Genomic DNA, 25,156 nt, shown 5'->3' on the forward strand with positions numbered 1-25,156 from the left:
TACATTACCGTTAATTACTTAATGGCATTCCACAATGTCTCGCCGATTAATGCCGGGTTTCGTGTCCAAGCCATACCTGCTTGATCAAAGGCACGGAATTTATCTTCGGCGCTGCCGCTACCGCCAGAAATAATGGCGCCGGCGTGTCCCATACGTTTTCCTTTCGGCGCTGTAACGCCCGCAATATAGCCAATGACCGGTTTGTTCATTTCGTGACGAATAAACTCTGCGGCGCGTTCTTCTGCATTCCCACCAATTTCGCCAATCATAATGACCGCATTAGTTTGCGGATCATCAGCAAATAAACGTAGCGCATCAATAAAGTTCGTTCCGGGAACCGGATCACCACCAATACCGATACAGGTCGACTGGCCTAATCCCAGCGCCGTGGTCTGCGCAACGGCTTCATAGGTCAATGTCCCTGAACGGGAAATAATGCCTATGCGTCCTGGACGATGAATATCGCCCGGCATAATACCGATCTTACACGCCCCTGGCGTAATAATGCCCGGGCAGTTCGGGCCGATTAAACGGACATCCGGATGACAATCCAGCAGGCGGCGTACTTTCACCATATCCAGCGTGGGAACGCCTTCGGTGATCACCACAATCAATTTCACGCCAGCCTCAACGGCCTCAACAACCGAATCCAGCACAAACGGCGCAGGCACATAAATCACGCTGGCATCCGCTTCTGTCTGTTTCATCGCCTCTTTCATCGAATTGAAAACAGGGCGATCCAGGTGCAGTTGCCCGCCTTTCCCTGGCGTGATGCCGCCGACGATGTTTGTGCCATACGCAATCGCCTGCTCGGTATGAAACGTCCCATTTTTACCGGTAATGCCCTGCACCAGAACCCGGGTATGCTTATCAATCAAAACGCTCACGCTAACCTCCAGTTAATTCAGTAATGCGATAATGCGCTTAGCGGCATCATCCAGAGAGCCAACGGCTTCCACCGCGAGGCCGCTTTCCGCCAGCAAACGTTGCCCTTCGGCCGCATTATTGCCAGACAGACGTACAACGACCGGTAAGGTAATTTCCGTTTCCCGCAGGGAGTGAATGATGGCGCGGGCGATCATGTCGCAGCGCACAATCCCACCGAAAATGTTGACCAGAATGGCCTGTACTTTGTCGTCAGAGACAATCAGCCTGAACGCTTCGCTCACGCGTTCCTGTGTCGCACCGCCGCCCACATCGAGGAAGTTAGCCGGTTGCTCGCCATAGAGTTTAATGATGTCCATGGTCGCCATCGCAAGCCCAGCGCCATTGACCATGCAGCCGATATTGCCGTCCAGCGAGACGTAGTTGAGATCGAGTTTTGCCGCCTGGCTTTCGCGAGGATCTTCCTGCGTTTCATCACGCATCGCCTGCAATTCCGGGTGGCGATACAGTGCGTTGTCATCTAACGACACTTTCGCGTCAGCACACATAAATCCACCGTCTTCACGCAGCACCAGCGGGTTAATTTCCAGCAGGGCGAAATCCAGTTCGTTAAAGGCCTTCCATGCCTGATTCGCTAAACGACTGAACGCCGGGAACAGCGAATTTTCAAGGTTCAAAACCGTGAACATCTCCCGAATATGGCAGGGTTGAATGCCCGTCAGCGGATCCACGCTGACGCTGCCGATTTTCTCAGGCGTCTCATGAGCGACTTTTTCAATCTCGACCCCACCTTCCGCGCTGACAATAAACGTCACACACTGACTTTCACGATCCACCACCATGCCAAAGTAGAGTTCCTGGCGTACCGGATAGATGTTTTCACACACCAGGATGCTGCTGACATACTGGCCTTCGGGTCCGGTCTGATAGGTGACCAGCTGCGAGCCGAGCATTTGCTCAGCAAAGGCTTCAGCCTGCTGGAACTGCGTCAGCACCTTCACGCCGCCCGCTTTGCCGCGTCCTCCGGCATGCACCTGCGCTTTCAGCACGGCGCCTTTGCTTTCGCTGGCGATGCGGCTCCACGCTTCAGGTAACTCCGTAATATGTTGAATCGCAACTTCTTTCGGGCATGGCATTCCCATGCCGGCCAGTAAGGATTTGGCCTGATACTCATGTAAATTCATAATGTCTCTCGGTGGTATTGAACGTTATCCGTGGAGCGCCTGTTTATTCAGCGCCATTGCCGCTTCGTGTATGACTTCACTCAACGTGGGATGCGCATGTACCGCGCAGGCGATATCTTCGCCCGAGGCGCTAAACGTCATCGCCAACCCAATTTCGTTAATCAGTTCAGAAGCCTGCGGGCCGATAATCGCCCCGCCCAGTACACGATCGGTGCGTTTGTCGGCATAGAGCGTACAGCGCCCGCCATCCTGCCCCAGCGCCAGCGCGCGACCGTTGCCCGCAAACAGTGAATGACCTTTGGTGAAGTCGGTACCGGAGGCTTTCAGCGTCGATTCGCTTTCACCCACCCACGCCACTTCCGGCTGGGTGTAAATCACAGAAGGGATCAGCGAGAAATTGACCGGCTCGACGGGCAGTCCCGCGATTTGATCGGCCACGTTCAGGCCCTCTTCCATCGCTTTATGCGCCAGCATCGGCCCACGTACGACATCGCCAATCGCCCACAGACCGGGTTTTCCCGTGCGGCACAGCGCATCAACCTCAATACCGCCGCGCCCATTCGATGCCAGCCCCAGCGCCGCCAGATCAATCCCGGACAAACGTGGCTCACGGCCAATGGCGACAATCAGCTTGTCGACGCGCGTTTCCTGTACGTTTCCGCCCTGCTGCCAGCGAATAACGACCTCGTCACCCTGGCGTTCGACCGCATCAATGCTGACCCCGAACTGCATCTCCAGACCGCTGGCAACCATCGCTTTACGCACTTCGTTCGCCATTCTCGGCTCCAGGGCGGGCAGGAAGGTTTCCGCCATTTCCAGCAGCGTGACCTGTGCGCCCACGCGATTCCAGACAGAACCAAGCTCCAGGCCGATCACCCCCGCGCCAATCACCCCCAGACGCGCCGGGCATTCGGTTAATGACAGCGCGCCGCGATTATCCAGAATGTGCGTGTTGTCCGTCGCCACGTCCGCAAGCTGGCGCGGCTGTGAGCCGGTCGCAATCACCACATTTTTGGCGCTCACCGTCTGCTCGTTGACCTGCACCTGCCAGAGCCCCTCATGCTGTTCCCGCAGCGTTGCCTGACCAGAAATATGCGTCACCTTATTTTTTTCAAACAGCAGGCGAATCCCCTGTGTCAGGCGACGCACGATGGCGTCTTTACGCTGGATCATCGAAGGAACGTCAAACGACACCTCCTTGACCTTAACGCCGTGAACTGCCGCTTCATGCTGGATCTGGGCAAACAGTTCGGACGATTGCAGCAGCGATTTTGACGGGATGCAGCCAACGTTCAGGCAGGTGCCACCCGGCGACGGTTCGCCTTGCGCGTTGACCCCATCATCAATACACACAACATTCAGCCCGCGCTGCGCCGCCCGCAGCGCCGCCACATACCCACCGGGGCCGCCGCCGATGACCGCGACGTCAAAAAATGCACTCATCACTCTTCTCCTTACAGATCCAGCAACAGTTGTTCTGGCGCTTCCAGCAGTTCACGGATCGCCACCAGCGTTTGTACCGCTTCTTGTCCATCGATAATGCGATGGTCATAGCTGAGGGCGAGGTACATCATCGGGCGAATTACGACCTGACCGTTTTCGGCAACCGGACGCGGGGTAATGGCGTGCATACCGAGAATGGCTGACTGCGGCGGGTTGATAATCGGCGTGGACATCATGGAGCCAAACGTGCCGCCGTTGGTGATGGAGAACGAGCCGCCCTGCAACGCTTCCAGCGGCAGTTTTCCTGCACGTGCCAGCGCGGCGTAATCGGCGATTTGCCGTTCGATATCGACAAGAGAAAGGGTTTGCGCATTGCGCAACACAGGTACCACCAGCCCACGGTTGCTGCTGACCGCAATCCCGATATCGCAGTAGTCGCGCCAGACAATGTCATTGCCCACAACGCTGGCATTGACGATTGGAAAACGCTCAAGCGCGCGGGTGACGGCTTTCACGAAGAACGACATAAAGCCCAGCTTCACGCCGTGTTTTTCGGCAAAGCGGTCTTTCCAGCGGGCGCGCAAATCCATCACGTTCTGCATATTCACTTCGTTGAACGTGGTCAGAATGGCGTTATCCCGTTGCGAGGCCAGCAGACGTTCGGCGATACGTGCGCGCAAACGTGACATGGGCTCGCGACGTTCCTCGCGAGAACCGGCGGGGGCGACAGGACGCGGGGTAGCTGGTGTCATCGTCGGCGCTGGCGCTGGAGCGGCAGGCTGAGCATGTTGCAGCACATCTTCTTTCAGGATGCGACCCTGACGTCCGCTCCCGGCAACCTGTGCAAGATCCACATTGCTGCGCTGGGCTTCAAGACGCGCAGCCGGCATGGCGGTCGGTTCGACCTCTGCGATGACCGCTTCGGCAGCGGCGGCCTGCGGCTCCAGATAAGCCAACAGTTGAGAGGACGCCACCTCATTGCCTTCCTCGACCAAAATGCGCGCCAATACGCCATCCTGCGGCGCAGGAATTTCGAGGATCACTTTGTCGGTTTCCAGCTCCGCGACGACTTCGTCACGGCGAACGAAATCGCCTTCTTTTTTACACCACGTCGTCAACGTGCCTTCCGTTACAGACTCCGGTAATTGAGGGACAGTAATTTCAATCATCAGATATTTTCCTTGTTATTTTTTTATGGCTGGATGTGCGCGAACGCATCCGCAAGAAAATCGTCAATTTGTTGTTTATGAACGCGGCCATAGCCCGTTGCCGGTGCAGCAGCGGCCGGGCGTCCCGAGTAGTGCCAGAACGGTTTATCCAGCGTCAACGCCGTCAGTTCATGGTGAATTTGCCGCCACGCGCCCTGATTCTCCGGTTCTTCCTGTAGCCAGACCCAGCGTGAACACTGCGGCCATTGCGCCAGCGCGGCGTTAAGCTCGTCGGTCGGGAACGGATAGAGTTGCTCCACGCGCACAATCGCCACGCACTCATCAAGACCGCGCTGTTTGCGGGCTTCCAGAGCGTCGTAATAGACCTGACCACTGCACAGAATGACCTGCTTAACCTGCGCCGGGGAGCGCGGGAAGGTGTCGGTAATGACCGGGCTGAAACTCCCTGAACTCAACGCGGAAATCTCGCTCATCGCACCTTTGAATCGAAGTAAGCGCTTACTCATAAATACCACCAGCGGTTTGCGCATTGGGCGTAACGCTTGCCCGCGCAGCAGATGGAACATTTGCGCTGAATCCCCCGGCATCACCACATGCATGTTTTGTTCTGCACAGAGTTGTAGCCAGCGTTCAGGACGACCCGAAGAGTGCTCCGGCCCCTGTCCGTCGTAGCCATGTGGCAACAGAATGGTTAACCCGCTGTAGCGCCCCCATTTGGTTTCGCCAGAGCAGATAAACTGGTCGATGGCGACCTGTGCGCCATTGGCGAAATCGCCAAACTGCGCTTCCCAAATCACCAGTTGCTGCGGTGCAGAGGTGGAGTAACCGTATTCCCAGGCCAGCAGCGCTTCTTCGTTCAATACGGAGTCAAAAACCTCGAAAGACGCCTGCCCCTCGCGGATATGCTGTAACGGCAGATAGCGACTCGCATGCGTCTGGTGATGCACCACGGCATGCCGATGGCTGAACGTGCCGCGTCCAGAATCTTCGCCGGACAACCGCACGCCGATGCCTTGATCGACCAGCGAGGCGTAAGCCAGCGTTTCCGCCATCCCCCAGTCCACCGGTTGGGTGCCCGCCGTCATCTCTTTGCGCAAGGCAAGCTGACGCTTGATGGTGGGATGGGCGACCACGTCGTGTGGAAGTGTGGTGAGGAGGTCGCCGTAACGGGCCAGTTCTTCACCCGACAGGGCAGTTTCCGGCTGCGCGCTCCACTGCGGGTTGCTTAAGCCATCCCAGTTAGCGCTGAACGGATGTGTGGCATCCGGCACCGGCAGCGGATCGCGTTTCTGGCAGGCATCCAGCCAGTCGCGATAGGCACTGACTTTTTCATCCTGCTGGGCGGGTGTCAGAACACCACGGCGGGAAAGCATCTCACCGTAGCGGGTTCGCGTTCCCGGATGACTGTCTACCGCCTGGTACATCTGCGGTTGCGTCAGACGAGGTTCATCACTTTCGTTATGACCGTGCTTACGGAAACAGACCAGATCGATGACAATGTCGCGGTGAAAGGTATTTCGCCAGTCGCAGGCCAGCTCAATCGCCTGACAAACGGCGTCGACATCATCGCTGTTAACGTGGATCACCGGTGCCGCCACCATTTTGGCGATATCCGTGCAGTAGCGTGAAGAACGCATGTCCTGTAAACGGGCGGTGGTAAATCCGACCTGATTGTTGACAACCAGATGAACGGTACCGCCGGTACCGTAGCCTGTGGTTTGCGACAGGTTAAAGGTGGTCTGGTTTACGCCAAGCCCGCCGAGTGCGGAATCGCCATGAATCAATACGCCCAAGACGCAAGCCTGGCCATTTTCGCCACGCCGATTCTGCCGCGCCCGTACCTGCCCAAGCACCACCGGGTTAACAATTTCCAGGTGCGACGGGTTATAGGCCAGCGCAATGTGCAGCAACCCCGCCGGCGTCTGCATATTGGTGGAATACCCCATATGGTATTTCACATCGCCAGAACCGGTGCCAATTGTCTGTTTTCCTTCGAATTCCGCAAACAGTTGCGCCGGATCTTTACCCAGTAAATTGATCAGTACGTTCAGACGCCCGCGATGCGCCATACCGATGACCAGCTCATCGACGCCCTGCTCACGTACGCGTTTCGCCAGCGTATTCAGCGCCGGGATCGCGCTTTCCCCGCCTTCCAGCGAAAAGCGTTTTTGACCGACGTAACGGGTATGCAGATAGCGTTCCAGCGTTTCTGCGGCCACCAGGTTTTCGAATCGCTCCAGACAGGTTTGCGCATCCGCCTGCGGCGCATTACTGCGCTCAATTCGCGCCAACAACCAGGTGATTTCGTCACGGTTATCCAAATGCGCCAGCTCATATGCGCGGCTTCCCGCCCATGCCTGTTCCTGCATGGAGATAATCTGCTTAAGCGGCATCTGGGTGCTGTGTTCGCCAAAGGTGACGTTAAATTCCTGGCGTAAATCGTCCTCCGCTAAGCCCCAAAATGCGGGCGTCAGTTGCGGCACGTCGGGGAGTTCCACCAATGACAGCGGATCCAGCTTCGCTCTGAGGTGTCCGAAATGTCGCCAGGCATGAATCAACTGCGTTACCGCAGCCTGTTTTTTTAATGCCGGGCCAGACGCCATTACCGCTGAACAGGTTTCAGTGGAAGACAATTCCTGAGAAATAAAAAAACGCCGCCAGTCTTCCGGGAGCTGTTCGGGTGAGTGCAACCAGGTCTGGTAATACTCTTCAAGCCAGGTCGCATTGTCTCCATTGAGCAGCGTTCCGGGTGAGGTCATGTTCTCCATGTTGTTCTCCTGAGGGTCGTAGACTGCTGTTGTATTGCAGTATTCGTACCAACATAGAAAAACATGATTAATCAATGCATTAACAATAAAGGGGAGTGAGAAAGTGAGTGGAAACAGGAACAGTCATGCGAGGGGTGGCTGGAGTTAGAAACACCGGAAGAAAAAGAGGCTGGCCAGACGCCAGCCTCACAGGCAGGAGATTACATTACTGCGGCAAACGCCTTCGCGACACGCTGAACGTTATCGGAATTAAGACCGGCAACGCACATGCGTCCGCTGGCGATCAGGTAGACGCCAAACTCATCACGCAGGCGATCCACCTGATGCGCGCTGAGGCCGGTATAGCTGAACATACCGCGCTGTTGCAGCAGATAGTCAAAGTTACGCCCCGGGATTTCGGTACTCAGGACTTTCACCAGCTCCTGGCGCATCGCCAGAATGCGGGTTCGCATCGCTTCCACTTCCGCTAACCAGCTGGCTTTCAGCGCCTCATCACCCAATACGGCAGCAACCACCTGCGCACCAAAATTCGGCGGGCTGGAGTAATTGCGACGTACCGTGGCTTTGAGTTGACCCAGCACGCGAGTGGCAGCGTCAGCATCTTCACACACCACGGAAAGACCGCCGACACGCTCGCCATACAGAGAGAAAATCTTCGAGAAGGAGTTACTGACCAGCGCGGGCAGCCCGGCGCTGGCGATCGCGCGAATAGCGTACGCATCATCGTCCATGCCCGCGCCAAAGCCCTGGTAGGCGATGTCGAGGAACGGGATCAGATCGCGGGCTTTCAGTATCTCAATGACCGCGTCCCACTGCGCGTGCGTTAAATCTGCGCCGGTTGGGTTATGACAGCATGGATGCAGCAATACAATGCTACGCGCCGGTAAGGTATCAAGGGTCGCCAGCAGGTCGTTGAAGCGAACACCGTTGGTCGCCTTGTCATACCAGGGGTAAGTACTTACTTCGAACCCAGCGCCTTCAAAAATCGCAATGTGGTTTTCCCACGTCGGATCGCTGACCCACACGGCGGAGTCCGGAAAATAACGTTTCAGGAAATCAGCGCCCACTTTCAGCGCACCTGACCCTCCCAGCGTCTGAATGGTCGCGACACGCTGCTGCGCAAGCACAGGATGGTCAGCGCCAAACAACAGCGGCGCAATGGTGTGGCGGTAGGTGTTCAGACCTTCCATCGGCAGATACAGCGAAGCGCCATGCGGCTGGGCATTGAGACGGGCTTCCGCTTCGGCTACCGCCTTCAGTTGCGGGATAATCCCTTCCTCGTTGTAGTACAGACCGATGCTGAGGTTCACTTTGTCGCGGCGCGCATCTTCTTTGAAGCGCTCCATGAGCGAAAGAATCGGGTCGCCTGCGTAGGCGTCAACTTTTTGAAACACGTGAAGGTTCTCCAGGTTTACAGGCAGGGGGTGAAGACACAATAGACCGGAAGTGAGAGAAGATCGAGAGGATGTTTAGGCGAACATTGCCAGATGCTGGCGGATCTGTGCGATACGTTCCGACAGCGAGCCGTACACACGTAAAAAGGGGATCCCTCTGCGCGACAACTCAGCTTCATACCACGCCTGCTGCCGTGTCCGAAAATTCACACCCTGGCGAGTGCCATCCTGCACAAACGGAAATTCATCCCCGCAAAGGATCACCAATGAATAAGCCCGTTCCGCCAGGTCGTGCAGTTCCTGTGGCGCAACGCCGAACTGATCAAGCGTATAAAACAGCGTGGTTAACGGCGAGGTATCGCAGACAAGATATCGGTTCGGACGCGCCAGCTCCTCCCGGCGAACCTGTTCACGGGCGATATGCAGTAAGTCCTCATATTCCAGCAACCCGCGCTTTTCTTCCCAATACTCACGACCAAACTCTGCAATAAACTCCGTATTGAGCGCCGCCGCCAGCGCTTTTGAGAGCGTACTTTTGCCCGTAGATTCCCCACCCAGCAGGCAGAGACGAAAAACAAAGCTGCGATAAACATCAGCCGCCAGCAGAGTACGGTAACGGTGGACATCAGAGCGGATCAACGTTCCGGATGGGGCATCAGGCCCCACAGGGCGCTGCAGACGAACATGCGTCACCCGCTGCCCGAAACGCTGACTCAGCACGGCGGCAAACCCATCGCCATACGCTTCTGCGGTAAAGACGGCCTGCGGCTGGCAACACAAAACCTGCTGGCAGAGCGTCGCAACGTAATGGCGATGAACATCAGCCTCAGCATCATTATGTGGAACAGGAGCCAGCCCCTGGCGGGAGACAACCTCCGGCGAGAGCACCAGCGCTTCGCATTGGGGAAAACGCTGATGAAGCCACCATAAACGTTTTTCCGGCTCGCAGCCCGGCATTTCAGGTACCGAGTAGCTGATGATAAAGACCTTGTCACACTGCGCCAGCGCGGCGTTAATGAGCCGCTCATGACCCGAATGTAATGGGGCGAATTTGCCGACCACCAGTCCGCTGGAGAAAGGTTTCACTGTGCCCGGATCGCCTTTCGCCACTGATACAGACCATGCCAGGCATTGAACCAGAACACCAGATATAAGCCTGCAGTCAGGTTAAGCCCACGCGCCGCATACAATGGCACCGCCAGCGTATTGACCGCCAGCCAGACGTACCAGTTTTCTATACGCCGCCCCATCAACATAAATTGCGCCAGAACGCTGAAGGTGAGAATAAGCGAGTCCAGCCAGGGGGCCCACGCATTCGTGAACGTATGCAGCAGAAACCCGTAACCGCCCGCAACCAGAACGGCGCAGGCCAACAGCATTAAAAAGTGTCCCGAGCGGGTACGGCGAATCGGCAGAACATCGCCATGATGACCTTTCAGCCAGTGTATCCAGCCAGTGATACTGGTCGCAATGAAGAAGAGTTGCAGCGTGACGTCGGCGTACAGCTGTACTGACCAAAATACCCAGCCGTACAGCGCGCTGCCAATAATCCCAATCCACCACGTATGCACACTATTTCTGGCCGCCAAACCGACGGAAACAGCGTAAGCCAGGCAAGCGGCGATTTCAGACGGTGACATTGTCCCTCCCTGGAACGGTTCGTTAGTCGACGTACTTCATCGCCACCCTTGAAGTCAGGCGCGTGATAAGTTCGTAAGCACTTACTTTTGTCATTTCAGCGATGCGTTCAACCGGCAGTCCGTCACCCCATAAGATGACCGGATCGCCCGCTTTATCCTGTGCCTCTGGCCCCAGGTCAACGCAGATCATATCCATCGCCACGCGGCCCACAATCGGGACTTCGCGACCGTTTACCAGTACTGGTGTTCCGGAAGGTGCGGCTCGCGGGTAGCCATCGCCGTACCCCATCGCCACCACGCCCAGACGCGTGTCGCGTTCACTTCGCCAGGTTCCGCCGTAACCGACCGGCTCGCCCGCTTTATGCTCGCGTACGGCAATCAGGCTGGAGGTCAGCGACATCACCGGCTGGCAACCAAAATCAGCGCCCGTGGACTGGTTTTCCAGCGGCGAAACGCCATAGAGGATGATCCCCGGACGCGCCCAGTCAAAGTGAGACTGCGGCCACAGCAGAATACCGCCAGAGGCCGCAATGGAACGCTGCCCCGGCTTACCTTCACAGAAGGTGTTAAAAATATCGAGCTGCTGCTCGGTCGCGCCACATTCTGGTTCGTCTGCGCGGGCGAAATGGCTGACGATGTTCACCGGCTGGCGCACGTTTTTACACTGCGTCAGGCGCTGATAAAATGCCTCGGCCTGTTCGGGAAGGACACCCAGACGGTGCATACCGGTATCGAGTTTCATCCACACGGTCACCGGTTCATCCAGCACTGCTGACTCTAATGCGACGAGCTGTTCCTGATTGTGCACGGCGGTATGCAGATGCTGCGCGGAGATGGTCGGCAGATCGGCGGCATCAAAAAAGCCTTCGAGTAACAGGATGGGTTGCGTGATCCCACCTGCACGCAGTCGCAGGGCTTCTTCGAGACGCGCGACGCCAAAGGCGTCAGCGTCGGGGAGCGTCCGCGCGGTCTCTAACAGACCGTGTCCGTAAGCGTTCGCTTTCACGACCGCAACCAGTTTGCTGGCAGGTGCCAGTTCACGCAGTCGTTGCAGGTTGTGTCGCAGAGCGCGGCGGTTAATCACAACAGTTGCCGCTTGCATTTCAAATCCTTATAAAAAGAATCGCCTAAATCGTTCACGTTGCAGGACGGCGACAAGCCCGAGGCTCCCCGGGAACTTAGATAACTCAGTGACCGGGGTGATCGAGCGCAGTCAACGCATCTGCGGCGTGAAGAATGACGGAGATTTATTCGTCGTCGTACTGCGGCCCCGCATAATTATCAAAACGCGACCACTGACCGTTAAATGTCAGACGTACCGTACCAATGGGGCCGTTACGTTGTTTACCAATAATAATTTCTGCGATGCCTTTTAAGTCGCTGTTCTCGTGATAAACCTCGTCACGGTAGATAAACATGATCAAATCCGCATCCTGCTCAATGGAGCCAGATTCACGCAAATCGGAGTTAACCGGGCGTTTATCGGCACGTTGTTCCAGTGAACGGTTAAGCTGTGACAGCGCCACGACCGGAACATGAAGTTCTTTCGCTAACGCTTTGAGCGATCGGGAGATTTCGGCGATCTCCAGCGTACGGTTGTCGGAGAGCGACGGCACGCGCATCAGCTGAAGGTAGTCGATCATGATAAGCCCGATACCGCCGTGTTCGCGGGCGATACGCCGCGCGCGGGAGCGCACTTCCGTCGGCGTCAGGCCAGAGGAGTCATCAATATAAATATTGCGCTTTTCAAGCAAAATCCCCATGGTGCCGGAGATCCGCGCCCAGTCTTCATCGTCCAGTTGCCCGGTACGAATTTTGGTTTGATCCACGCGCGAAAGCGACGCCAGAGAACGCATCATAATCTGCTCTGAGGGCATCTCAAGAGAGAAGATCAGAACCGGCTTATCCTGCAACATCGCGGCATTTTCGACGAGGTTCATCGCAAATGTCGTTTTACCCATCGACGGACGCGCCGCAACGATGATCAGATCCGACGGCTGCAAACCCGCCGTCTTTTTATTGAGATCGTCATACCCGGTATTCACACCGGTGACACCATCGTGCGGCTGCTGGAACAACTGTTCGATACGCGCAACGGTGGCATCCAGCACATCCGCGATGTTTTTCGGGCCTTCGTCTTTATTGGCGCGGCTTTCGGCGATTTTAAAGACGCGTGATTCCGCCAAATCGAGCAGATCTTCACTTGAGCGACCCTGCGGGTCGAAACCCGCATCCGCTATTTCATGGGCGACAGAAATCATGTCGCGAACGACGGCGCGTTCGCGGACAATATCGGCATACGCGCTGATATTCGCCGCACTTGGCGTATTTTTGGATAACTCCGCCAGATACGCAAAACCGCCGACGCTGTCCAGTTGCCCCTGTACTTCCAGCGATTCCGCCAGGGTGATCAGGTCGATAGGCTTGCCCATCTCCTGCAAGCGGTGCATTTCGGTAAAAATGTGACGGTGCGGGCGGGTGTAAAAGTCTTCTGCCACCACGCGCTCAGCCACATCATCCCAGCGTTCGTTATCCAGCATTAAACCGCCCAACACCGACTGCTCCGCTTCAATCGAGTGCGGCGGCACTTTCAGCCCGGTAACCTGCGGATCGCGGTCACGAGCTTCAGTCTGTTGTTTGTTGAAGGGTTTGTTTCCTGCCATAGTGAATGGAGTTACCGAGATAAAGAGTGGGTCGAAAGATTACCATATAAGTAGACCCTAACGATACGTTCTGGAGGAAGCATGGCAACACGAATTGAATTTCACAAGCATGGTGGCCCTGACGTACTAAAGGTGGTGGACTTTATGCCCGCAGACCCGGCGGAGAACGAAATCCAGGTCGAAAATAAAGCCATTGGCATTAACTACATTGATACCTATATTCGCAGTGGCCTGTATCCGCCTCCCTCGTTACCCAGTGGATTAGGCACAGAAGCGGCGGGGATTGTCAGTAAAGTTGGCAGCAACGTCAAACATGTCAAAGCTGGCGACCGCGTCGTTTATGCCCAATCAGCGCTCGGGGCCTACAGTTCTGTGCACAATGTCCCTGCCGATAAAGCCGCCATTTTACCGAACGCTATCTCTTTCGAGCAGGCGGCGGCCTCTTTCCTCAAAGGCTTAACCGTCTATTATCTGCTGCGCAAAACCTATGAAATCAAACCCGATGAGCCTTTTTTATTCCATGCCGCCGCGGGCGGTGTAGGGCTGATTGCCTGTCAGTGGGCGAAAGCGCTGGGCGCTAAACTTATCGGTACGGTTGGCAACGCGCAAAAAGCGCAACGGGCTTTGCAGGCGGGCGCCTGGCAGGTGATCAACTACCGTGAAGAAAATATCGTCGATCGGGTCAAAGAGATCACCGGCGGCAAAAAAGTGCAGGTCGTTTACGACTCAGTTGGCAAAGATACATGGGAAGCTTCGCTGGATTGTCTGCAACGTCGTGGCCTGATGGTCAGTTTTGGCAATGCGTCAGGACCGGTCACCGGCGTCAACTTAGGTATTCTGAACCAAAAAGGCTCGCTGTATACGACCCGCCCTTCTCTGCAAGGGTATATCACCAATCGTGACGAACTCACCGAGGCCAGTAATGAGCTGTTCTCGCTGATTGCCAGCGGCGTTATCAAGGTCGATGTAACAGAAAATCAGAAGTATGCGTTGAAAGATGCACAGCGCGCGCATCAGGCGCTGGAGAGCAGAACGACGCAGGGTTCGAGCCTGCTAATCCCTTAATGGCGTAGAAAGAAATTGGGCTTCCACATGGGAAGCCCTTTCTTTTTTTTGTTCGGCTGTATGTAGGGTACAGCTCGATGAATTCGTTAGACGCGCAATAGTGACAGGTTTGATAATCAATTCCTAATGGGTTCTAAGAGCAAAGTTTCAGGTTGTGACGCATCCCTCACATCTTTAGTAACGCCAACGGTTATTGCGCTGATATTGTGGGATTTTCGGTGCTTTTATCGCCTTAATGGCCCACACCACCGCAATGGCCAGTAACAGCCAGGGCAGCAGTTTAAACATCAGTGCAAACAGCCCCCCCAGAAACATCACCACCGTCGCCACCACCAACGCGGCCAGAACGCCCAACAGGGAAACCCCCGTCGCCATCAACATGATGAAAAATCCAATTACAAACAGTAGTTCCAGCATGATGCTCTCCCCTAATGAAATCTGCACAGACCATTACAAGAAACATGCCAAAAAATAACACATTGATTTTAAAGAAAAACGCCCCGCAACATTGTGCAGGGCGTGGTGAATTTGACCAGGTTTTAGTGAAAAATTAACGCTTATCCGCCACCAACTTCAGCGCGTGCTCCAGCACGTTGATATCGGCACCGGCTTTATGGGCATTTTCACTCAGGTAGCGACGCCACTGACGCGCGCCCGGAATGCCCTGGAACAGACCCAGCATATGGCGGGTGATATGACCCAGATAGGTGCCGTTACTGAGTTCGCGCTCAATATACGGGTACATCGCACGCACCACCGCAACCGGATCGGCATCGCCCATCGTCGCACCGAAAATCTCACGGTCGACAGAGGCCAGAATACCGGGGTTTTGATAGGCTTCGCGCCCGACCATCACGCCGTCCATGTGCTGCAGATGCGCTTTCGCATCAATCAGCGATTTAATGCCGCCGTTGATCGACATCGTCAGATGCGGAAAATCACGCTTCAATTGGTAGACACGCGGGTAATCCAGCGGCGGGATCTCCCGGTTTTCTTTCGGGCTTAACCCGGAGAGCCAGGCTTTGCGTGCGTGGATGATAAACATCTCGCATTCGCCCTTACCGGCAACCGTATTAATGAAATCGCAGAGAAATTCGTAGCTGTCCTGATCGTCAATGCCGATTCGGGTTTTGACCGTCACCGGAATCGACACCACATCACGCATCGCCTTCACGCAATCCGCCACCAGTTGCGCATTGCCCATCAGGCAGGCGCCGAACATGCCGTTTTGTACACGGTCAGAAGGGCAACCCACGTTGAGATTGATCTCATCATAACCGCGCTCTTGTGCCAGCTTTGCACACTGCGCCAGCGCCGCAGGGTCGCTACCGCCCAGTTGCAGCGCGATCGGATGTTCTTCTTCGCTGTACGCCAGGTAGTCGCCCTTGCCATGAATGATCGCGCCAGTCGTGACCATTTCGGTATAGAGCAGCGTCTGGCGGGAGAGCAAGCGCAGGAAATAGCGGCAATGTCTGTCCGTCCAGTCGAGCATCGGCGCGATAGAAAAACGATGGGCAGGAAAAACGGGGGACGAAGTTTCTGACATGGCGATTAATTAAGCATTCTGAAAAAGGGGCGCTACTATAGCATAAAGCAAAACCAGAGAGGCAAGACCACACGCAGATGGCTGCATTGCGTGTGAGCCGGGCCGACGGCGCAGACCGTCCCTGCCCGATGGTCAACGACAAGGAACAGCACTATTTTCGCCCTGGTTTTCCGTCGTGCGAGCCAAAAAACTGCGGCGGATGGTCAACCCAGCGATCTTCTCGTGTGGCGGCATACACCGGATTAAGCGGGTAGTAGATGCGATTGTGTTTTTTATTCGCCTCCCCGACAACAAGCAGGCAAACCTCTGCACTGGTGTTATTGATAAAGGTGTGGCACACCCCTGTTCCCGCCGGAAAACCGACGCTGTCTCCGGGTTCTAATTTCCACAGATAGCCGTTTATCCAGACTTCGGGATAGCCTTCCAGCACATAGATGAACTCTTCTTCGTCGCTTTCCGCATGCGGATATGAGGTACGACGACCCGGCGGGAGGCGTTCATGGTGAATGCCAAGCCGACGCAATCCGAGCGTTCGCGCCAGCGGTGCCCCGATGGAAAATAGCTCATCGCTATCAGGATAGGTAGAGTCATCGGCGCCTTCTGCGTCGCGCCAGTGACGAATGCAATCAGGTCTTTTCATTTTGGTTTTCCAGTGTGCAATGCGTCAGGTATAGCACACCGCGGGGGATCTCGGTGTTTTAAGAAGAACATGATAAAGTAAGGGATTAACGTTTCACGTACTCCGGGGTGCCAAATGGAAAAGATCACAACACAAGACCTATTGGCGCAAGCTGAGAAACTCTGTGCGCAGCGCAATGTGCGACTCACTCCTCAGCGCCTCGAAGTGTTGCGTTTGATGAGCCTGCAACAAGGGGCCATCAGCGCCTATGATCTGTTGGACCTGCTACGTGAAACTGAACCGCAGGCCAAGCCGCCTACGGTGTACCGTGCGCTCGATTTTTTGCTCGAGCAGGGCTTTGTTCACAAGGTCGAATCCACCAATAGCTATGTGCTCTGCCATCTGTTCGATCAGCCGACCCATAGTTCAGCCATGTTCATTTGTGACCGGTGCGGCGTGGTGAAAGAAGAAAGCACCGAGGGCGTGGAAGATATTATGCATACGCTGGCGGCAAAAATGGGCTTTGCCCTGCGTCATAACGTGATTGAAGCGCACGGGTTATGCCCGGCGTGCGTTGAAGTTGAAGCGTGTCGCCATCCTGATGAGTGCCAGCACGATCATTCGATTCTGGTGAAGAAAAAACCGCGTTAAGCAGGTTGGGCGGCAAAACCGCCCAATGGACTGTACATCCTTGTACTTTCGGGTCACCGCGGCTGATTACCAGCGGTATTTATTACGCGTTTCCCAGTCGCTCACTTCCTTTTCCGCCTTGTCTCTGGCGTAACCGTAACGTTCCTGGACCTTACCGACCAACTGGTCGCGCTTACCTTCAATGACCGTCATATCATCATCGGTCAGCTTGCCCCATTGCTCTTTCACTTTCCCTTTGAACTGTTTCCAGTTACCGCTGACTTCGTCTTTATTCATCATCGAGTCCTCATGATTAGTGGTGATTAGCGATATTGCTTCGCCCAAATACACTACGTTTTCTGCTGGACGTGAGATTAATTGTAGTCAGTGATCCCATGTTCATTTTGATATTCGGAACTTTTAACCATCACGCTCGGGCAAACCAGGTTCCATGCCGCCAGTGACGTCGCCAGATCCAGGCCAACGAGAGTCCACGAAGCGCCAGAAAAACGGCTAACGCCAGCCACAGTCCATGATTGCCGAGCCAGGGCAACGCACACAGCGTGAGGGCAAATCCCAGCGCCGCAACGGCCATACTGTTGCGCATTTCCGCCGCACGCGTCGCCCCGATAAACATGCCATCCAGCAAATAACACCAGACACCGATTAACGGCAACACCACCTGCCAGATAAGGTAGCGATCGGCCAAAAGTTGAATTTGCGGCAACGACGTCAGCAGCGCGATGATGTGCTCGCCCGCCAGGGCATAAACGAGGGCAAAGAGCAGCGCCACAATCCCTGACTGCCGACATGCAGCACGCCAGACATCCAGCAACTGGCTGCCGTCACGCGCGCCATACGCCTGCCCGGAATGCGCTTCGACAGCATAAGCAAATCCATCAAGGGCATAGGCGGTAAAGGTCAGCAGGGTCATCAGAACAGCGTTCACCGCAATGATGTCGCTGCCCAGCCGCGCGCCCAGAACCGTGATCGCACCGAAGCACAGTTGCAACAGCAACGAGCGCAGCATGATGTCCCGGTTAAGCGCCAGCAAGCGGCGGAAATTCCCCCGCCAGGCGTGTTTCAGCATCATGGACGACACGCCGCGCAGAGGAAGAACCTTGCGCACCATCATCAGGCCAAGCAGCAACGTGGCATATTCTGCGATCACCGTCGCCAGTGCTGCGCCCTGCACGTTCATATGCAAGCCCATCACCAGCCACAGATCGAGCACAATATTGAGGATGTTGCCGACAACCAGCAGGATCACCGGCGCACGGGCATACTGAACGCCCAACAACCAGCCAAGCAGAACCAGGTTCGCCAGCGATGCCGGGGCGCTCAGCCAGCGGATCTCCAGAAAACGTCGCGCCTGTACCAGCACCGCTTCATTTCCACCGACGATATGCAATGCAAGATCGATTACTGGCGTACGGAACAACGCGATTAAGGCCCCCGCTCCCAGCGCCAGAATCAGTGGCTGCACCAGCGCGCGCGCCAGTGCCTGGGGGTTTTTGGCGCCAAACGCCTGAGCCGTCAGCCCGGTGGTGCTCATGCGTAAGAAGAGCAACAGCATAAAGAGAAAACTGGTTGCCGTTGCGCCCACGGCAACGCCGCCCAGATACACAGGGCTGTCCAGATGCCCAATGACCGCAGTATCCACCAGTCCCAGCAAGGGAACGGTGATATTGGAGAAGATCATCGGTAACGCGAGACGCCAGAGCGCTTTGTCGGAAGAGGTAAAGAAAGGCATGCAGGAAAGCCTGAGCAGGAGTTAAAACAAACAGTGGCGCGAGATGCGCCACTGTATCAAAACAATATTACAACCACTCACCGTTGCGGATGACACCGACCGCCAGCCCTTCAATCGTGAAGTTTTGCTCGCGCAGGTCAACCACGATCGGTTTGAATTCACTGTTCTCTGGCAGAAGCTCGATTTTATTGCCCTGTTTTTTCAGGCGTTTTACGGTGACTTCATCGTCAATACGCGCCACGACCACCTGGCCGTTACGCACGTCCTGGGTTTTGTGTACCGCCAGCAAATCGCCGTCCATAATCCCAATATCTTTCATCGACATACCGCTGACGCGCAGCAGGAAATCGGCATTAGGTTTAAACAGCGACGGGTCGACTTGATAGTGGCCTTCAATATGCTGCTGTGCCAGAAGGGGTTCCCCTGCCGCCACGCGGCCCACTAAAGGCAGCCCCTCTTCTTCTTCCACCAGCAGACGGATACCGCGAGAAGCACCGGAGACAATCTCAAGGACGCCTTTACGTGCCAGCGCTTTCAGGTGTTCTTCAGCCGCATTTGGGGAACGGAACCCCAAACGCTGCGCGATCTCCGCACGCGTCGGTGGCATGCCTGTCTGGCTGATGTGATCCCGAATGAGATCGAACACCTCTTGCTGCCTGGCCGTTAACGCTTTCATTCCGCCCCCTGGGTGTATATACAGTTATGCTGTGAGTATATACAGTTAAAGGCGATTTTGGAACCACAAACAGCACAAAAAACAAGAGATTTATCGGATTATGGAACCCTTATCGAAAATGCGACCACAGCAGGATTCCCCAGGTGATCATCGCGACAAAGATCGACAGCAATACTGCCGCCGACCCCATATCCTTCGCCCGCCCGGAAAGCTCATGGTATTCAGAGCCAATGCGGTCAACCACTGCCTCAATCGCGCTGTTGAGGATTTCCACTATCATCACCAACATGACAGAACCAATCAACAAAACACGCGTGATGGCATCCACATCCAGCCAGCAGGCAATCGCTACCCCCAGCAGTACAGCAACACTTTCCTGACGAAATGCTGCTTCATTAATCCATGCAGCACGAAAACCTTTCCAGGAATAACCAGCAGCTTTAATAATTCGGGTAAGTCCAGTGGTATTATTGGCCATCAAAAGAACCTTTTTGCATTATCAGCGTCAATGACATTATATCGTTAACCCACGAAATTCGGGTTACAGCGGCGCGAAGTATGACGGGATACACCAGAAATTCGCTAGACTTTCTGATATCCTTGCAGCGCATTTGCATTATTAACCAGAGGCTTTACATCGTTTATGTCTGGCTGGCCACGAATTTACTACAAATTACTGAATTTACCATTAAGCGTACTGGTAAAAAGCAAGTCTATTCCAGCGGAACCCGCTCCGGAATTGGGGCTCGATACATCTCGTCCCATTATGTACGTTTTACCGTACAACTCAAAAGCGGACTTGCTGACGCTGCGCGCCCAATGCCTGGCGCACGATCTCCCCGACCCGTTAGAGCCGTTGGAGATCGACGGAACTCTGCTGCCGCGTTATGTGTTTATTCACGGCGGCCCGCGCGTATTCACCTACTACACGCCGAAAGAAGAGTCGATCAAACTCTTTCACAATTACCTCGACCTTCACCGCAGTAATCCAGACCTGGATGTACAGATGGTGCCGGTATCGGTGATGTTCGGCCGCTCTCCGGGGCGTGAAAAGGGTGAGGTAAATCCCCCTCTGCGTATGCTGAACGGCGTACAGAAATTCTTTGCCGTCTCCTGGCTGGGACGCGATAGTTTTGTCCGCTTCTCGCCTTCCGTTTCCTTACGACGGATGGCTGACGAGCACGGAACCGACAAAATTATTGCCCAAAAACTGGCGCGTGTGGCGCGAATGCATTTCGCCCGTCAGCGTCTGGCGGCGGTCGGTCCGCGTCTGCCTGCCCGACAGGATCTGTTTAACAAGTTGCTGGCGTCAAAAGCCATTGCTCGCGCGGTAGAAGACGAAGCGCGCAGCAAAAAAATCTCTCATGAAAAAGCGCAGCAGAACGCTATTGCGCTGATGGAAGAGATTGCCGCCAACTTCTCCTACGAGATGATCCGCCTGACCGACCGCATTCTGGGTTTCACCTGGAACCGACTGTATCAGGGGATCAATGTCCATAACGCAGAGCGTGTACGCCAGTTGGCGCACGATGGGCATGAAATCGTCTATGTGCCCTGCCACCGCAGCCATATGGACTATCTGTTGCTCTCGTACGTACTCTATCATCAGGGGCTGGTGCCGCCGCATATCGCTGCCGGTATCAACCTGAACTTCTGGCCAGCTGGCCCGATTTTCCGCCGCCTGGGCGCGTTCTTTATTCGTCGAACCTTTAAGGGCAACAAACTCTACTCCACCGTCTTCCGCGAATATCTCGGCGAGCTGTTTAGCCGTGGTTACTCCGTTGAATATTTTGTGGAAGGCGGGCGTTCCCGTACCGGCCGTCTGCTGGATCCGAAAACCGGCACCCTGTCGATGACCATTCAGGCGATGCTGCGCGGCGGTACGCGTCCGATCACTCTGGTACCCATTTACATCGGTTACGAGCACGTGATGGAAGTGGGAACCTACGCCAAAGAGTTGCGTGGCGCGACGAAAGAAAAAGAGAGCCTGCCGCAAATGCTGCGTGGCTTGAGCAAGCTGCGTAATCTGGGTCAGGGCTACGTCAACTTTGGCGAACCGATGCCGTTGATGACGTACCTGAATCAGCATGTTCCTGAGTGGCGTGAATCTATCGATCCGATCGAAGCCGTGCGTCCCGCCTGGCTGACGCCAACGGTCAATGGTATCGCTGCTGAGTTGATGGTCCGCATTAACAAAGCGGGCGCGGCAAACGCCATGAACCTGTGTTGCACCGCGTTGCTCGCATCCCGTCAGCGTTCGTTAACGCGTGAGCAACTGACGGAGCAGCTCGAGTGTTATCTGGATCTGATGCGCAATGTCCCGTATTCCACCGACTCTACGGTTCCTTCGGTCAGCGCCAGCGCGCTGATTGACCACGCGCTGCAAATGAACAAGTTCGAGGTCGAGAAAGATACCATCGGCGATATCATCATTCTTCCGCGCGAGCAGGCGGTACTGATGACTTACTATCGCAACAACATTGCGCATATGCTGGTTCTGCCTTCACTGATGGCGGCCATCGTGACACAGCATCGCCGCATCTCCCGCGACGCGCTGCTTGAGCATGTTGAAATTCTCTACCCGATGCTGAAAGCAGAACTGTTCCTGCGCTGGGAGCGGGATGAACTGGCGGGCGTCATCGACGCGCTGGTAAGCGAAATGCAGCGTCAGGGGCTGATTACCGTCCAGAATGACGAGTTGAATATCAACCCCGCGCATTCCCGTACGCTGCAACTGTTAGCAGCGGGCGCGCGTGAAACGCTGCAACGTTATGCCATCACCTTCTGGCTACTGAGTGCAAATCCGTCGATTAACCGCGGCACGCTGGAAAAAGAGAGCCGCACCGTGGCTCAACGTCTTTCTGTGCTGCACGGGATCAACGCGCCGGAGTTCTTCGACAAAGCGGTATTCAGCTCTTTGGTGTTGACCCTGCGTGATGAGAAGTACATCAGCGATACCGGTGATGCGGAGCCTGAAGAGACGATGAAGGTTTATCAGATGTTGGCTAATCTGATCACCTCAGATGTGCGTTTAACCATTGAAAGCGCAACGCAGGACGAGTGATGTTAAAAAGCCGGGTAGCGGCTTCGCCTTACCCGGCCTACGGTTCTGCGCAATAATGTAGGCCCGGTAAGCGCGAGCGCCACCGGGCTTTTTTATCAGAAGTGCCAGTAACTCATCGCCAGCCCCAGAAACAGCACCAGGCCAACATAGTTGTTATTCATGAATGCTTTAAAACAGGCTTCGCGTTCACGGTGCGCAATCAGTTTTTGTTGATAGACAAACAGGGCGCCAGCCACCAGCAGCGACCAGTAATATCCCAGTCCCAGCCCGTTCATCCAGCCAATCAGCGCCATCAAGGCCAACACCCCCACCTGCAGGATGCCAATGATCGCCTTGTCATACTGACCGAACAGGATGGCCGTTGATTTAATGCCGATTTTCAGGTCATCGTCCCGATCCACCATGGCGTATTGCGTATCGTAAGCCACTGCCCAAAGAATGTTGGCGAGGAACATCAACCAGCAACTCAGCGGGACTGACTCACTGACGGCGGCAAACGCCATCGGTATCGACCAGCCAAACGCCGCACCCAGCACCACCTGGGGTAAATGCGTGTAACGCTTCATGAAGGGATAAACCCACGCCAGGGCCAGCGCGGCGACCGACAGCAGAATCGTCATCGTATTCAGCGTCAACACCAGCAGGAAAGCGAGGAGCACCAGAACCACAAAAAGCGCCCGCGCTTCTTTCTCGGTAACGGCGCCGCTGGGCAGCGGTCGGTTCGCCGTGCGTTTGACGTGCCCGTCGAATTTGCGATCGGCATAGTCGTTCACCACGCATCCCGCCGCGCGCATCAACCAGACGCCCGCCACAAACACCGCCAGAATCCACAGCGGCGGCGCACCGGGTGTCGCCAGCCACAGCGCCCACAGTGTTGGCCAGAGCAGCAGTAACGCGCCGATTGGCTTATCCGTACGCATCAAGCGGTGAAACGCCAGTAGCTTATTCTGCGTCAGACTCCACTCCATATCTTTTCCTCTCAGTACAACGGCGATGCAGGCAAAAACAATTCTGTCAGCAGGAGCGGTTTTCCGCTCAACCGCAGACGGGAACGACGCCCCCACAGCGCTGCATCACGACCAATCTCAATAAAATCGCGGGTCAACGTCGACGATGTAAACAGGTAACGCCCGAGCGGGGTTTTACCCAAATTTTGCAACGCCAGCTCAGGGCCGCACAACGTTGACTCAGGCACCACAGTACGCCCGGCAAGCCAGGGTTCGCCATCCGCGCATAACAGAATTTCACGTAACCAGTAGCGGGATTCCGTCGGCAATAGCGGCAGTTCTTCCGCCACTTCATGTTGGCCAACAAATCCTTCCCGAATCAACGTCACGCTTACCTGTTTTCCCTGCTGCTCAAAACGTTTGGTCATGGAATCTTCCAGTAACAGCCAGTCCAGCTGTTGGGAGTCCAGCGCAGGGATTGCGTCAAAATAGCGCAGCGCACGCAGTTGCGTTAACGCAGGGTGTGGCATGCCTTGCTCTCCAGTTCATAACGTGAGGGCATTGTATCGCAGAAAAGAGATTACGGGAGGCGTAAACATAATTAAGTGAACTGTTGCGCAACAGGAGTGTAACAATTCGCATGGAATGATAAAAAAAGGTGCGTCAGGAGACGCACCAGTTGTTGCAAAATCAGCAATGCGGGGAGACGGTTACCCCTTGCCTTTTACACTGCTGATAAAGGTGGAACGGGCAGATGTGGACCCCAGGCGTTCAGCTTCATCAAGCAGTTTCAGCGCTTTATCCACGTCACCTGCGGCGACGGCATCTTTGATGGCTTTGTTGAAGTAGCTCTCGGTATCGTTCAGCATGGGCTCACTTTTCTTCGCCGGTGCTGGCGCGACGACAGGCGCGGCAGCAACCGCCGCCGGGGAAGCATACGCTGGCGCAGGCGCCGCCGTGTTGCCGACGGTAACCGGACCCGGAGCGGAAGAGCCAAACAGCGGCCCCACCAACACACTGGAGCTGCTGTTGGTTTTCACTTTCAGTTTCAACAGGCCGTCGGTGGTATGACGCGCGATAGGATCAGGGATATCCGGAATGGCGTTACCGACGCCTTTTGCATATGCCTTAGCGGGATCGAGCAGCTTAGTGGTCTGCTGGAGATCTTTTTCGGTGGTAAAGACCAGAACATAGAGCTTCTGCTGGCCCAGGGCTGGCGTGAGACGCATCACCCCTTCCAGGCTATCCGCGCTCATCACGCCCGGCTCCTGGTAGGTAAAGTAGCTGCTGGGGAAGAAAGCAGAAGGCGTCATGTTCTGATCAAGAATAAGAACGTTCGGCGCAAATACGCTGGTTTGCTTGTTCACTTCGCTGGTCAGCGTCAGGTTCAGCTCACCAATGTTTGCCGGTACACTATAGGCAGCAACCGGGCCACTAATACCTGCGACATCAAGGCGTTGACCGCCGGTGGCAAGTTGTGTGGACTGCGTTTTGCTCTGGTCGACAGGCGTCCAGGTTAATTGTTGTAACGCAGCAGTTGGAATCGCAGGCGCAGCACTGGTGTTTTGCGGAACATAATTCACGTCCGCCAGCGTCACGCCCGGTGCGCTTGCGAATAACCCTGCAGATAAACAAAGGGCAACGAGACTTTTCTTCATTTTCATTGTTATCACCTCAGATAGCATGGGTTCAGCGGTGGCCAGGCAATAG

The 25,156-nt window shown here is 55.4% G+C and carries 23 protein-coding genes; 3 read left to right on the plus strand and 20 right to left on the minus strand.

The window, feature by feature from the left end; all coding sequences use genetic code 11:
- Positions 1 to 14: 14 nt before the first annotated feature.
- From sucD to dnaB, 10 genes are all read right to left on the minus strand, one after another.
- Positions 15 to 887, minus strand: coding sequence for a succinate--CoA ligase subunit alpha (gene sucD / locus P2W74_RS21450; protein WP_276293151.1), 873 nt, complete (start codon positions 885 to 887; stop codon positions 15 to 17).
- Between the two features lie 12 nt (positions 888 to 899).
- Entirely contained in the window at positions 900 to 2,069 is a 1,170-nt protein-coding gene (gene sucC, locus P2W74_RS21455) for an ADP-forming succinate--CoA ligase subunit beta (protein WP_276293152.1), read from the minus strand.
- 24 nt (positions 2,070 to 2,093) lie between these two features.
- Positions 2,094 to 3,512: a dihydrolipoyl dehydrogenase gene (lpdA, locus tag P2W74_RS21460; protein WP_276293153.1), complete on the minus strand. Its 1,419-nt coding sequence runs from the start codon at positions 3,510 to 3,512 to the stop codon at positions 2,094 to 2,096.
- Between the two features lie 11 nt (positions 3,513 to 3,523).
- Positions 3,524 to 4,681 (minus strand): 2-oxoglutarate dehydrogenase complex dihydrolipoyllysine-residue succinyltransferase, encoded by a 1,158-nt coding sequence (gene odhB / locus P2W74_RS21465; RefSeq protein ID WP_276293154.1) that lies wholly within the window; start codon positions 4,679 to 4,681, stop codon positions 3,524 to 3,526.
- Between the two features lie 23 nt (positions 4,682 to 4,704).
- The gene (locus P2W74_RS21470) at positions 4,705 to 7,449 is read right to left on the minus strand and encodes a 2-oxoglutarate dehydrogenase E1 component (RefSeq protein WP_276293155.1); all 2,745 of its coding nucleotides are present in this window, start codon (positions 7,447 to 7,449) and stop codon (positions 4,705 to 4,707) included.
- A 200-nt stretch (positions 7,450 to 7,649) separates the two neighbouring features.
- A complete protein-coding gene (gene tyrB / locus P2W74_RS21475) occupies positions 7,650 to 8,843 on the minus strand; it encodes an aromatic amino acid transaminase (protein WP_276293156.1) in 1,194 nt (397 codons plus the stop codon).
- 75 nt (positions 8,844 to 8,918) lie between these two features.
- The gene (locus tag P2W74_RS21480; RefSeq protein WP_276295250.1) at positions 8,919 to 9,929 is read right to left on the minus strand and encodes an AAA family ATPase; all 1,011 of its coding nucleotides are present in this window, start codon (positions 9,927 to 9,929) and stop codon (positions 8,919 to 8,921) included.
- The gene (gene pnuC, locus P2W74_RS21485; protein WP_276293157.1) at positions 9,926 to 10,483 is read right to left on the minus strand and encodes a nicotinamide riboside transporter PnuC; all 558 of its coding nucleotides are present in this window, start codon (positions 10,481 to 10,483) and stop codon (positions 9,926 to 9,928) included. Before pnuC ends, P2W74_RS21480 begins: the two co-directional genes overlap by 4 nt.
- A gap of 22 nt (positions 10,484 to 10,505) precedes the next feature.
- On the minus strand, positions 10,506 to 11,585 hold the full coding sequence (gene alr, locus P2W74_RS21490) for an alanine racemase (RefSeq protein ID WP_276293158.1): 1,080 nt from the start codon (positions 11,583 to 11,585) through the stop codon (positions 10,506 to 10,508).
- 145 nt (positions 11,586 to 11,730) lie between these two features.
- Positions 11,731 to 13,146, minus strand: a complete 1,416-nt coding sequence (gene dnaB, locus P2W74_RS21495; RefSeq protein ID WP_276293159.1) for a replicative DNA helicase — start codon at positions 13,144 to 13,146, stop codon at positions 11,731 to 11,733.
- An 81-nt stretch (positions 13,147 to 13,227) separates the two neighbouring features.
- Between dnaB and P2W74_RS21500 the strand changes: the two genes are divergently transcribed.
- Positions 13,228 to 14,211, plus strand: a complete 984-nt coding sequence (locus P2W74_RS21500; RefSeq protein ID WP_276293160.1) for a quinone oxidoreductase — start codon at positions 13,228 to 13,230, stop codon at positions 14,209 to 14,211.
- A 174-nt stretch (positions 14,212 to 14,385) separates the two neighbouring features.
- Here the strand turns inward: P2W74_RS21500 and pspG are convergent, their stop codons facing one another.
- The 3 genes from pspG to P2W74_RS21515 form a co-directional block, all read right to left on the minus strand.
- Positions 14,386 to 14,628, minus strand: a complete 243-nt coding sequence (gene pspG, locus P2W74_RS21505) for an envelope stress response protein PspG (protein WP_162381757.1) — start codon at positions 14,626 to 14,628, stop codon at positions 14,386 to 14,388.
- Between the two features lie 133 nt (positions 14,629 to 14,761).
- Positions 14,762 to 15,757: a tRNA dihydrouridine(20/20a) synthase DusA gene (gene dusA / locus P2W74_RS21510; RefSeq protein ID WP_276293161.1), complete on the minus strand. Its 996-nt coding sequence runs from the start codon at positions 15,755 to 15,757 to the stop codon at positions 14,762 to 14,764.
- A 151-nt stretch (positions 15,758 to 15,908) separates the two neighbouring features.
- The gene (locus tag P2W74_RS21515) at positions 15,909 to 16,397 is read right to left on the minus strand and encodes a cupin domain-containing protein (protein WP_276293162.1); all 489 of its coding nucleotides are present in this window, start codon (positions 16,395 to 16,397) and stop codon (positions 15,909 to 15,911) included.
- 114 nt (positions 16,398 to 16,511) lie between these two features.
- Here P2W74_RS21515 and zur point away from each other — a divergent pair, with 114 nt between their 5' ends.
- Positions 16,512 to 17,027, plus strand: coding sequence for a zinc uptake transcriptional repressor Zur (gene zur / locus P2W74_RS21520; RefSeq protein WP_276293163.1), 516 nt, complete (start codon positions 16,512 to 16,514; stop codon positions 17,025 to 17,027).
- A 66-nt stretch (positions 17,028 to 17,093) separates the two neighbouring features.
- On the opposite strand, the gene P2W74_RS21525 is transcribed toward zur, so the two are convergent.
- From P2W74_RS21525 to P2W74_RS21540, 4 genes are all read right to left on the minus strand, one after another.
- Entirely contained in the window at positions 17,094 to 17,303 is a 210-nt protein-coding gene (locus P2W74_RS21525; protein ID WP_192614421.1) for a CsbD family protein, read from the minus strand.
- Positions 17,304 to 17,433: 130 nt separating this feature from the next.
- Positions 17,434 to 18,759, minus strand: a complete 1,326-nt coding sequence (dinF, locus tag P2W74_RS21530; RefSeq protein WP_276293164.1) for an MATE family efflux transporter DinF — start codon at positions 18,757 to 18,759, stop codon at positions 17,434 to 17,436.
- 67 nt (positions 18,760 to 18,826) lie between these two features.
- Entirely contained in the window at positions 18,827 to 19,435 is a 609-nt protein-coding gene (gene lexA, locus P2W74_RS21535) for a transcriptional repressor LexA (protein ID WP_276293165.1), read from the minus strand.
- Positions 19,436 to 19,544: 109 nt separating this feature from the next.
- Positions 19,545 to 19,913 (minus strand): diacylglycerol kinase, encoded by a 369-nt coding sequence (locus tag P2W74_RS21540; RefSeq protein ID WP_276293166.1) that lies wholly within the window; start codon positions 19,911 to 19,913, stop codon positions 19,545 to 19,547.
- 165 nt (positions 19,914 to 20,078) lie between these two features.
- Between P2W74_RS21540 and plsB the strand changes: the two genes are divergently transcribed.
- Positions 20,079 to 22,499 (plus strand): glycerol-3-phosphate 1-O-acyltransferase PlsB, encoded by a 2,421-nt coding sequence (plsB, locus tag P2W74_RS21545; protein WP_276293167.1) that lies wholly within the window; start codon positions 20,079 to 20,081, stop codon positions 22,497 to 22,499.
- 95 nt (positions 22,500 to 22,594) lie between these two features.
- On the opposite strand, the gene ubiA is transcribed toward plsB, so the two are convergent.
- The 3 genes from ubiA to malM all read right to left on the minus strand — a co-directional run bounded on the left by ubiA (position 22,595) and on the right by malM (position 25,110).
- The gene (gene ubiA / locus P2W74_RS21550; protein WP_276293168.1) at positions 22,595 to 23,467 is read right to left on the minus strand and encodes a 4-hydroxybenzoate octaprenyltransferase; all 873 of its coding nucleotides are present in this window, start codon (positions 23,465 to 23,467) and stop codon (positions 22,595 to 22,597) included.
- Positions 23,468 to 23,478: 11 nt separating this feature from the next.
- A complete protein-coding gene (gene ubiC / locus P2W74_RS21555; protein WP_276293169.1) occupies positions 23,479 to 23,976 on the minus strand; it encodes a chorismate lyase in 498 nt (165 codons plus the stop codon).
- A 180-nt stretch (positions 23,977 to 24,156) separates the two neighbouring features.
- A complete protein-coding gene (gene malM / locus P2W74_RS21560) occupies positions 24,157 to 25,110 on the minus strand; it encodes a maltose operon protein MalM (RefSeq protein WP_276293170.1) in 954 nt (317 codons plus the stop codon).
- Between the last annotated feature and the right edge of the window lie 46 nt (positions 25,111 to 25,156).

The sequence above is a fragment of the Citrobacter enshiensis genome (assembly GCF_029338175.1).
In the GTDB taxonomy this organism is placed as follows: domain Bacteria; phylum Pseudomonadota; class Gammaproteobacteria; order Enterobacterales; family Enterobacteriaceae; genus Citrobacter_D; species Citrobacter_D enshiensis.

Coding starts and splice junctions, on each gene's coding strand:
- sucC (WP_276293152.1), bottom strand. CDS start 2,069: ATGAATTTACATGAGTATCAGGCCAAATCCTTACTGGCCGGCATGGGA.
- lpdA (WP_276293153.1), bottom strand. CDS start 3,512: ATGAGTGCATTTTTTGACGTCGCGGTCATCGGCGGCGGCCCCGGTGGG.
- odhB (WP_276293154.1), bottom strand. CDS start 4,681: ATGATTGAAATTACTGTCCCTCAATTACCGGAGTCTGTAACGGAAGGC.
- P2W74_RS21470 (WP_276293155.1), bottom strand. CDS start 7,449: ATGGAGAACATGACCTCACCCGGAACGCTGCTCAATGGAGACAATGCG.
- pnuC (WP_276293157.1), bottom strand. CDS start 10,483: ATGTCACCGTCTGAAATCGCCGCTTGCCTGGCTTACGCTGTTTCCGTC.
- alr (WP_276293158.1), bottom strand. CDS start 11,585: ATGCAAGCGGCAACTGTTGTGATTAACCGCCGCGCTCTGCGACACAAC.
- dnaB (WP_276293159.1), bottom strand. CDS start 13,146: ATGGCAGGAAACAAACCCTTCAACAAACAACAGACTGAAGCTCGTGAC.
- P2W74_RS21500 (WP_276293160.1), top strand. CDS start 13,228: ATGGCAACACGAATTGAATTTCACAAGCATGGTGGCCCTGACGTACTA.
- pspG (WP_162381757.1), bottom strand. CDS start 14,628: ATGCTGGAACTACTGTTTGTAATTGGATTTTTCATCATGTTGATGGCG.
- dusA (WP_276293161.1), bottom strand. CDS start 15,757: ATGTCAGAAACTTCGTCCCCCGTTTTTCCTGCCCATCGTTTTTCTATC.
- P2W74_RS21515 (WP_276293162.1), bottom strand. CDS start 16,397: ATGAAAAGACCTGATTGCATTCGTCACTGGCGCGACGCAGAAGGCGCC.
- zur (WP_276293163.1), top strand. CDS start 16,512: ATGGAAAAGATCACAACACAAGACCTATTGGCGCAAGCTGAGAAACTC.
- P2W74_RS21525 (WP_192614421.1), bottom strand. CDS start 17,303: ATGAATAAAGACGAAGTCAGCGGTAACTGGAAACAGTTCAAAGGGAAA.
- dinF (WP_276293164.1), bottom strand. CDS start 18,759: ATGCCTTTCTTTACCTCTTCCGACAAAGCGCTCTGGCGTCTCGCGTTA.
- lexA (WP_276293165.1), bottom strand. CDS start 19,435: ATGAAAGCGTTAACGGCCAGGCAGCAAGAGGTGTTCGATCTCATTCGG.
- P2W74_RS21540 (WP_276293166.1), bottom strand. CDS start 19,913: ATGGCCAATAATACCACTGGACTTACCCGAATTATTAAAGCTGCTGGT.
- plsB (WP_276293167.1), top strand. CDS start 20,079: ATGTCTGGCTGGCCACGAATTTACTACAAATTACTGAATTTACCATTA.
- ubiA (WP_276293168.1), bottom strand. CDS start 23,467: ATGGAGTGGAGTCTGACGCAGAATAAGCTACTGGCGTTTCACCGCTTG.
- ubiC (WP_276293169.1), bottom strand. CDS start 23,976: ATGCCACACCCTGCGTTAACGCAACTGCGTGCGCTGCGCTATTTTGAC.
- malM (WP_276293170.1), bottom strand. CDS start 25,110: ATGAAAATGAAGAAAAGTCTCGTTGCCCTTTGTTTATCTGCAGGGTTA.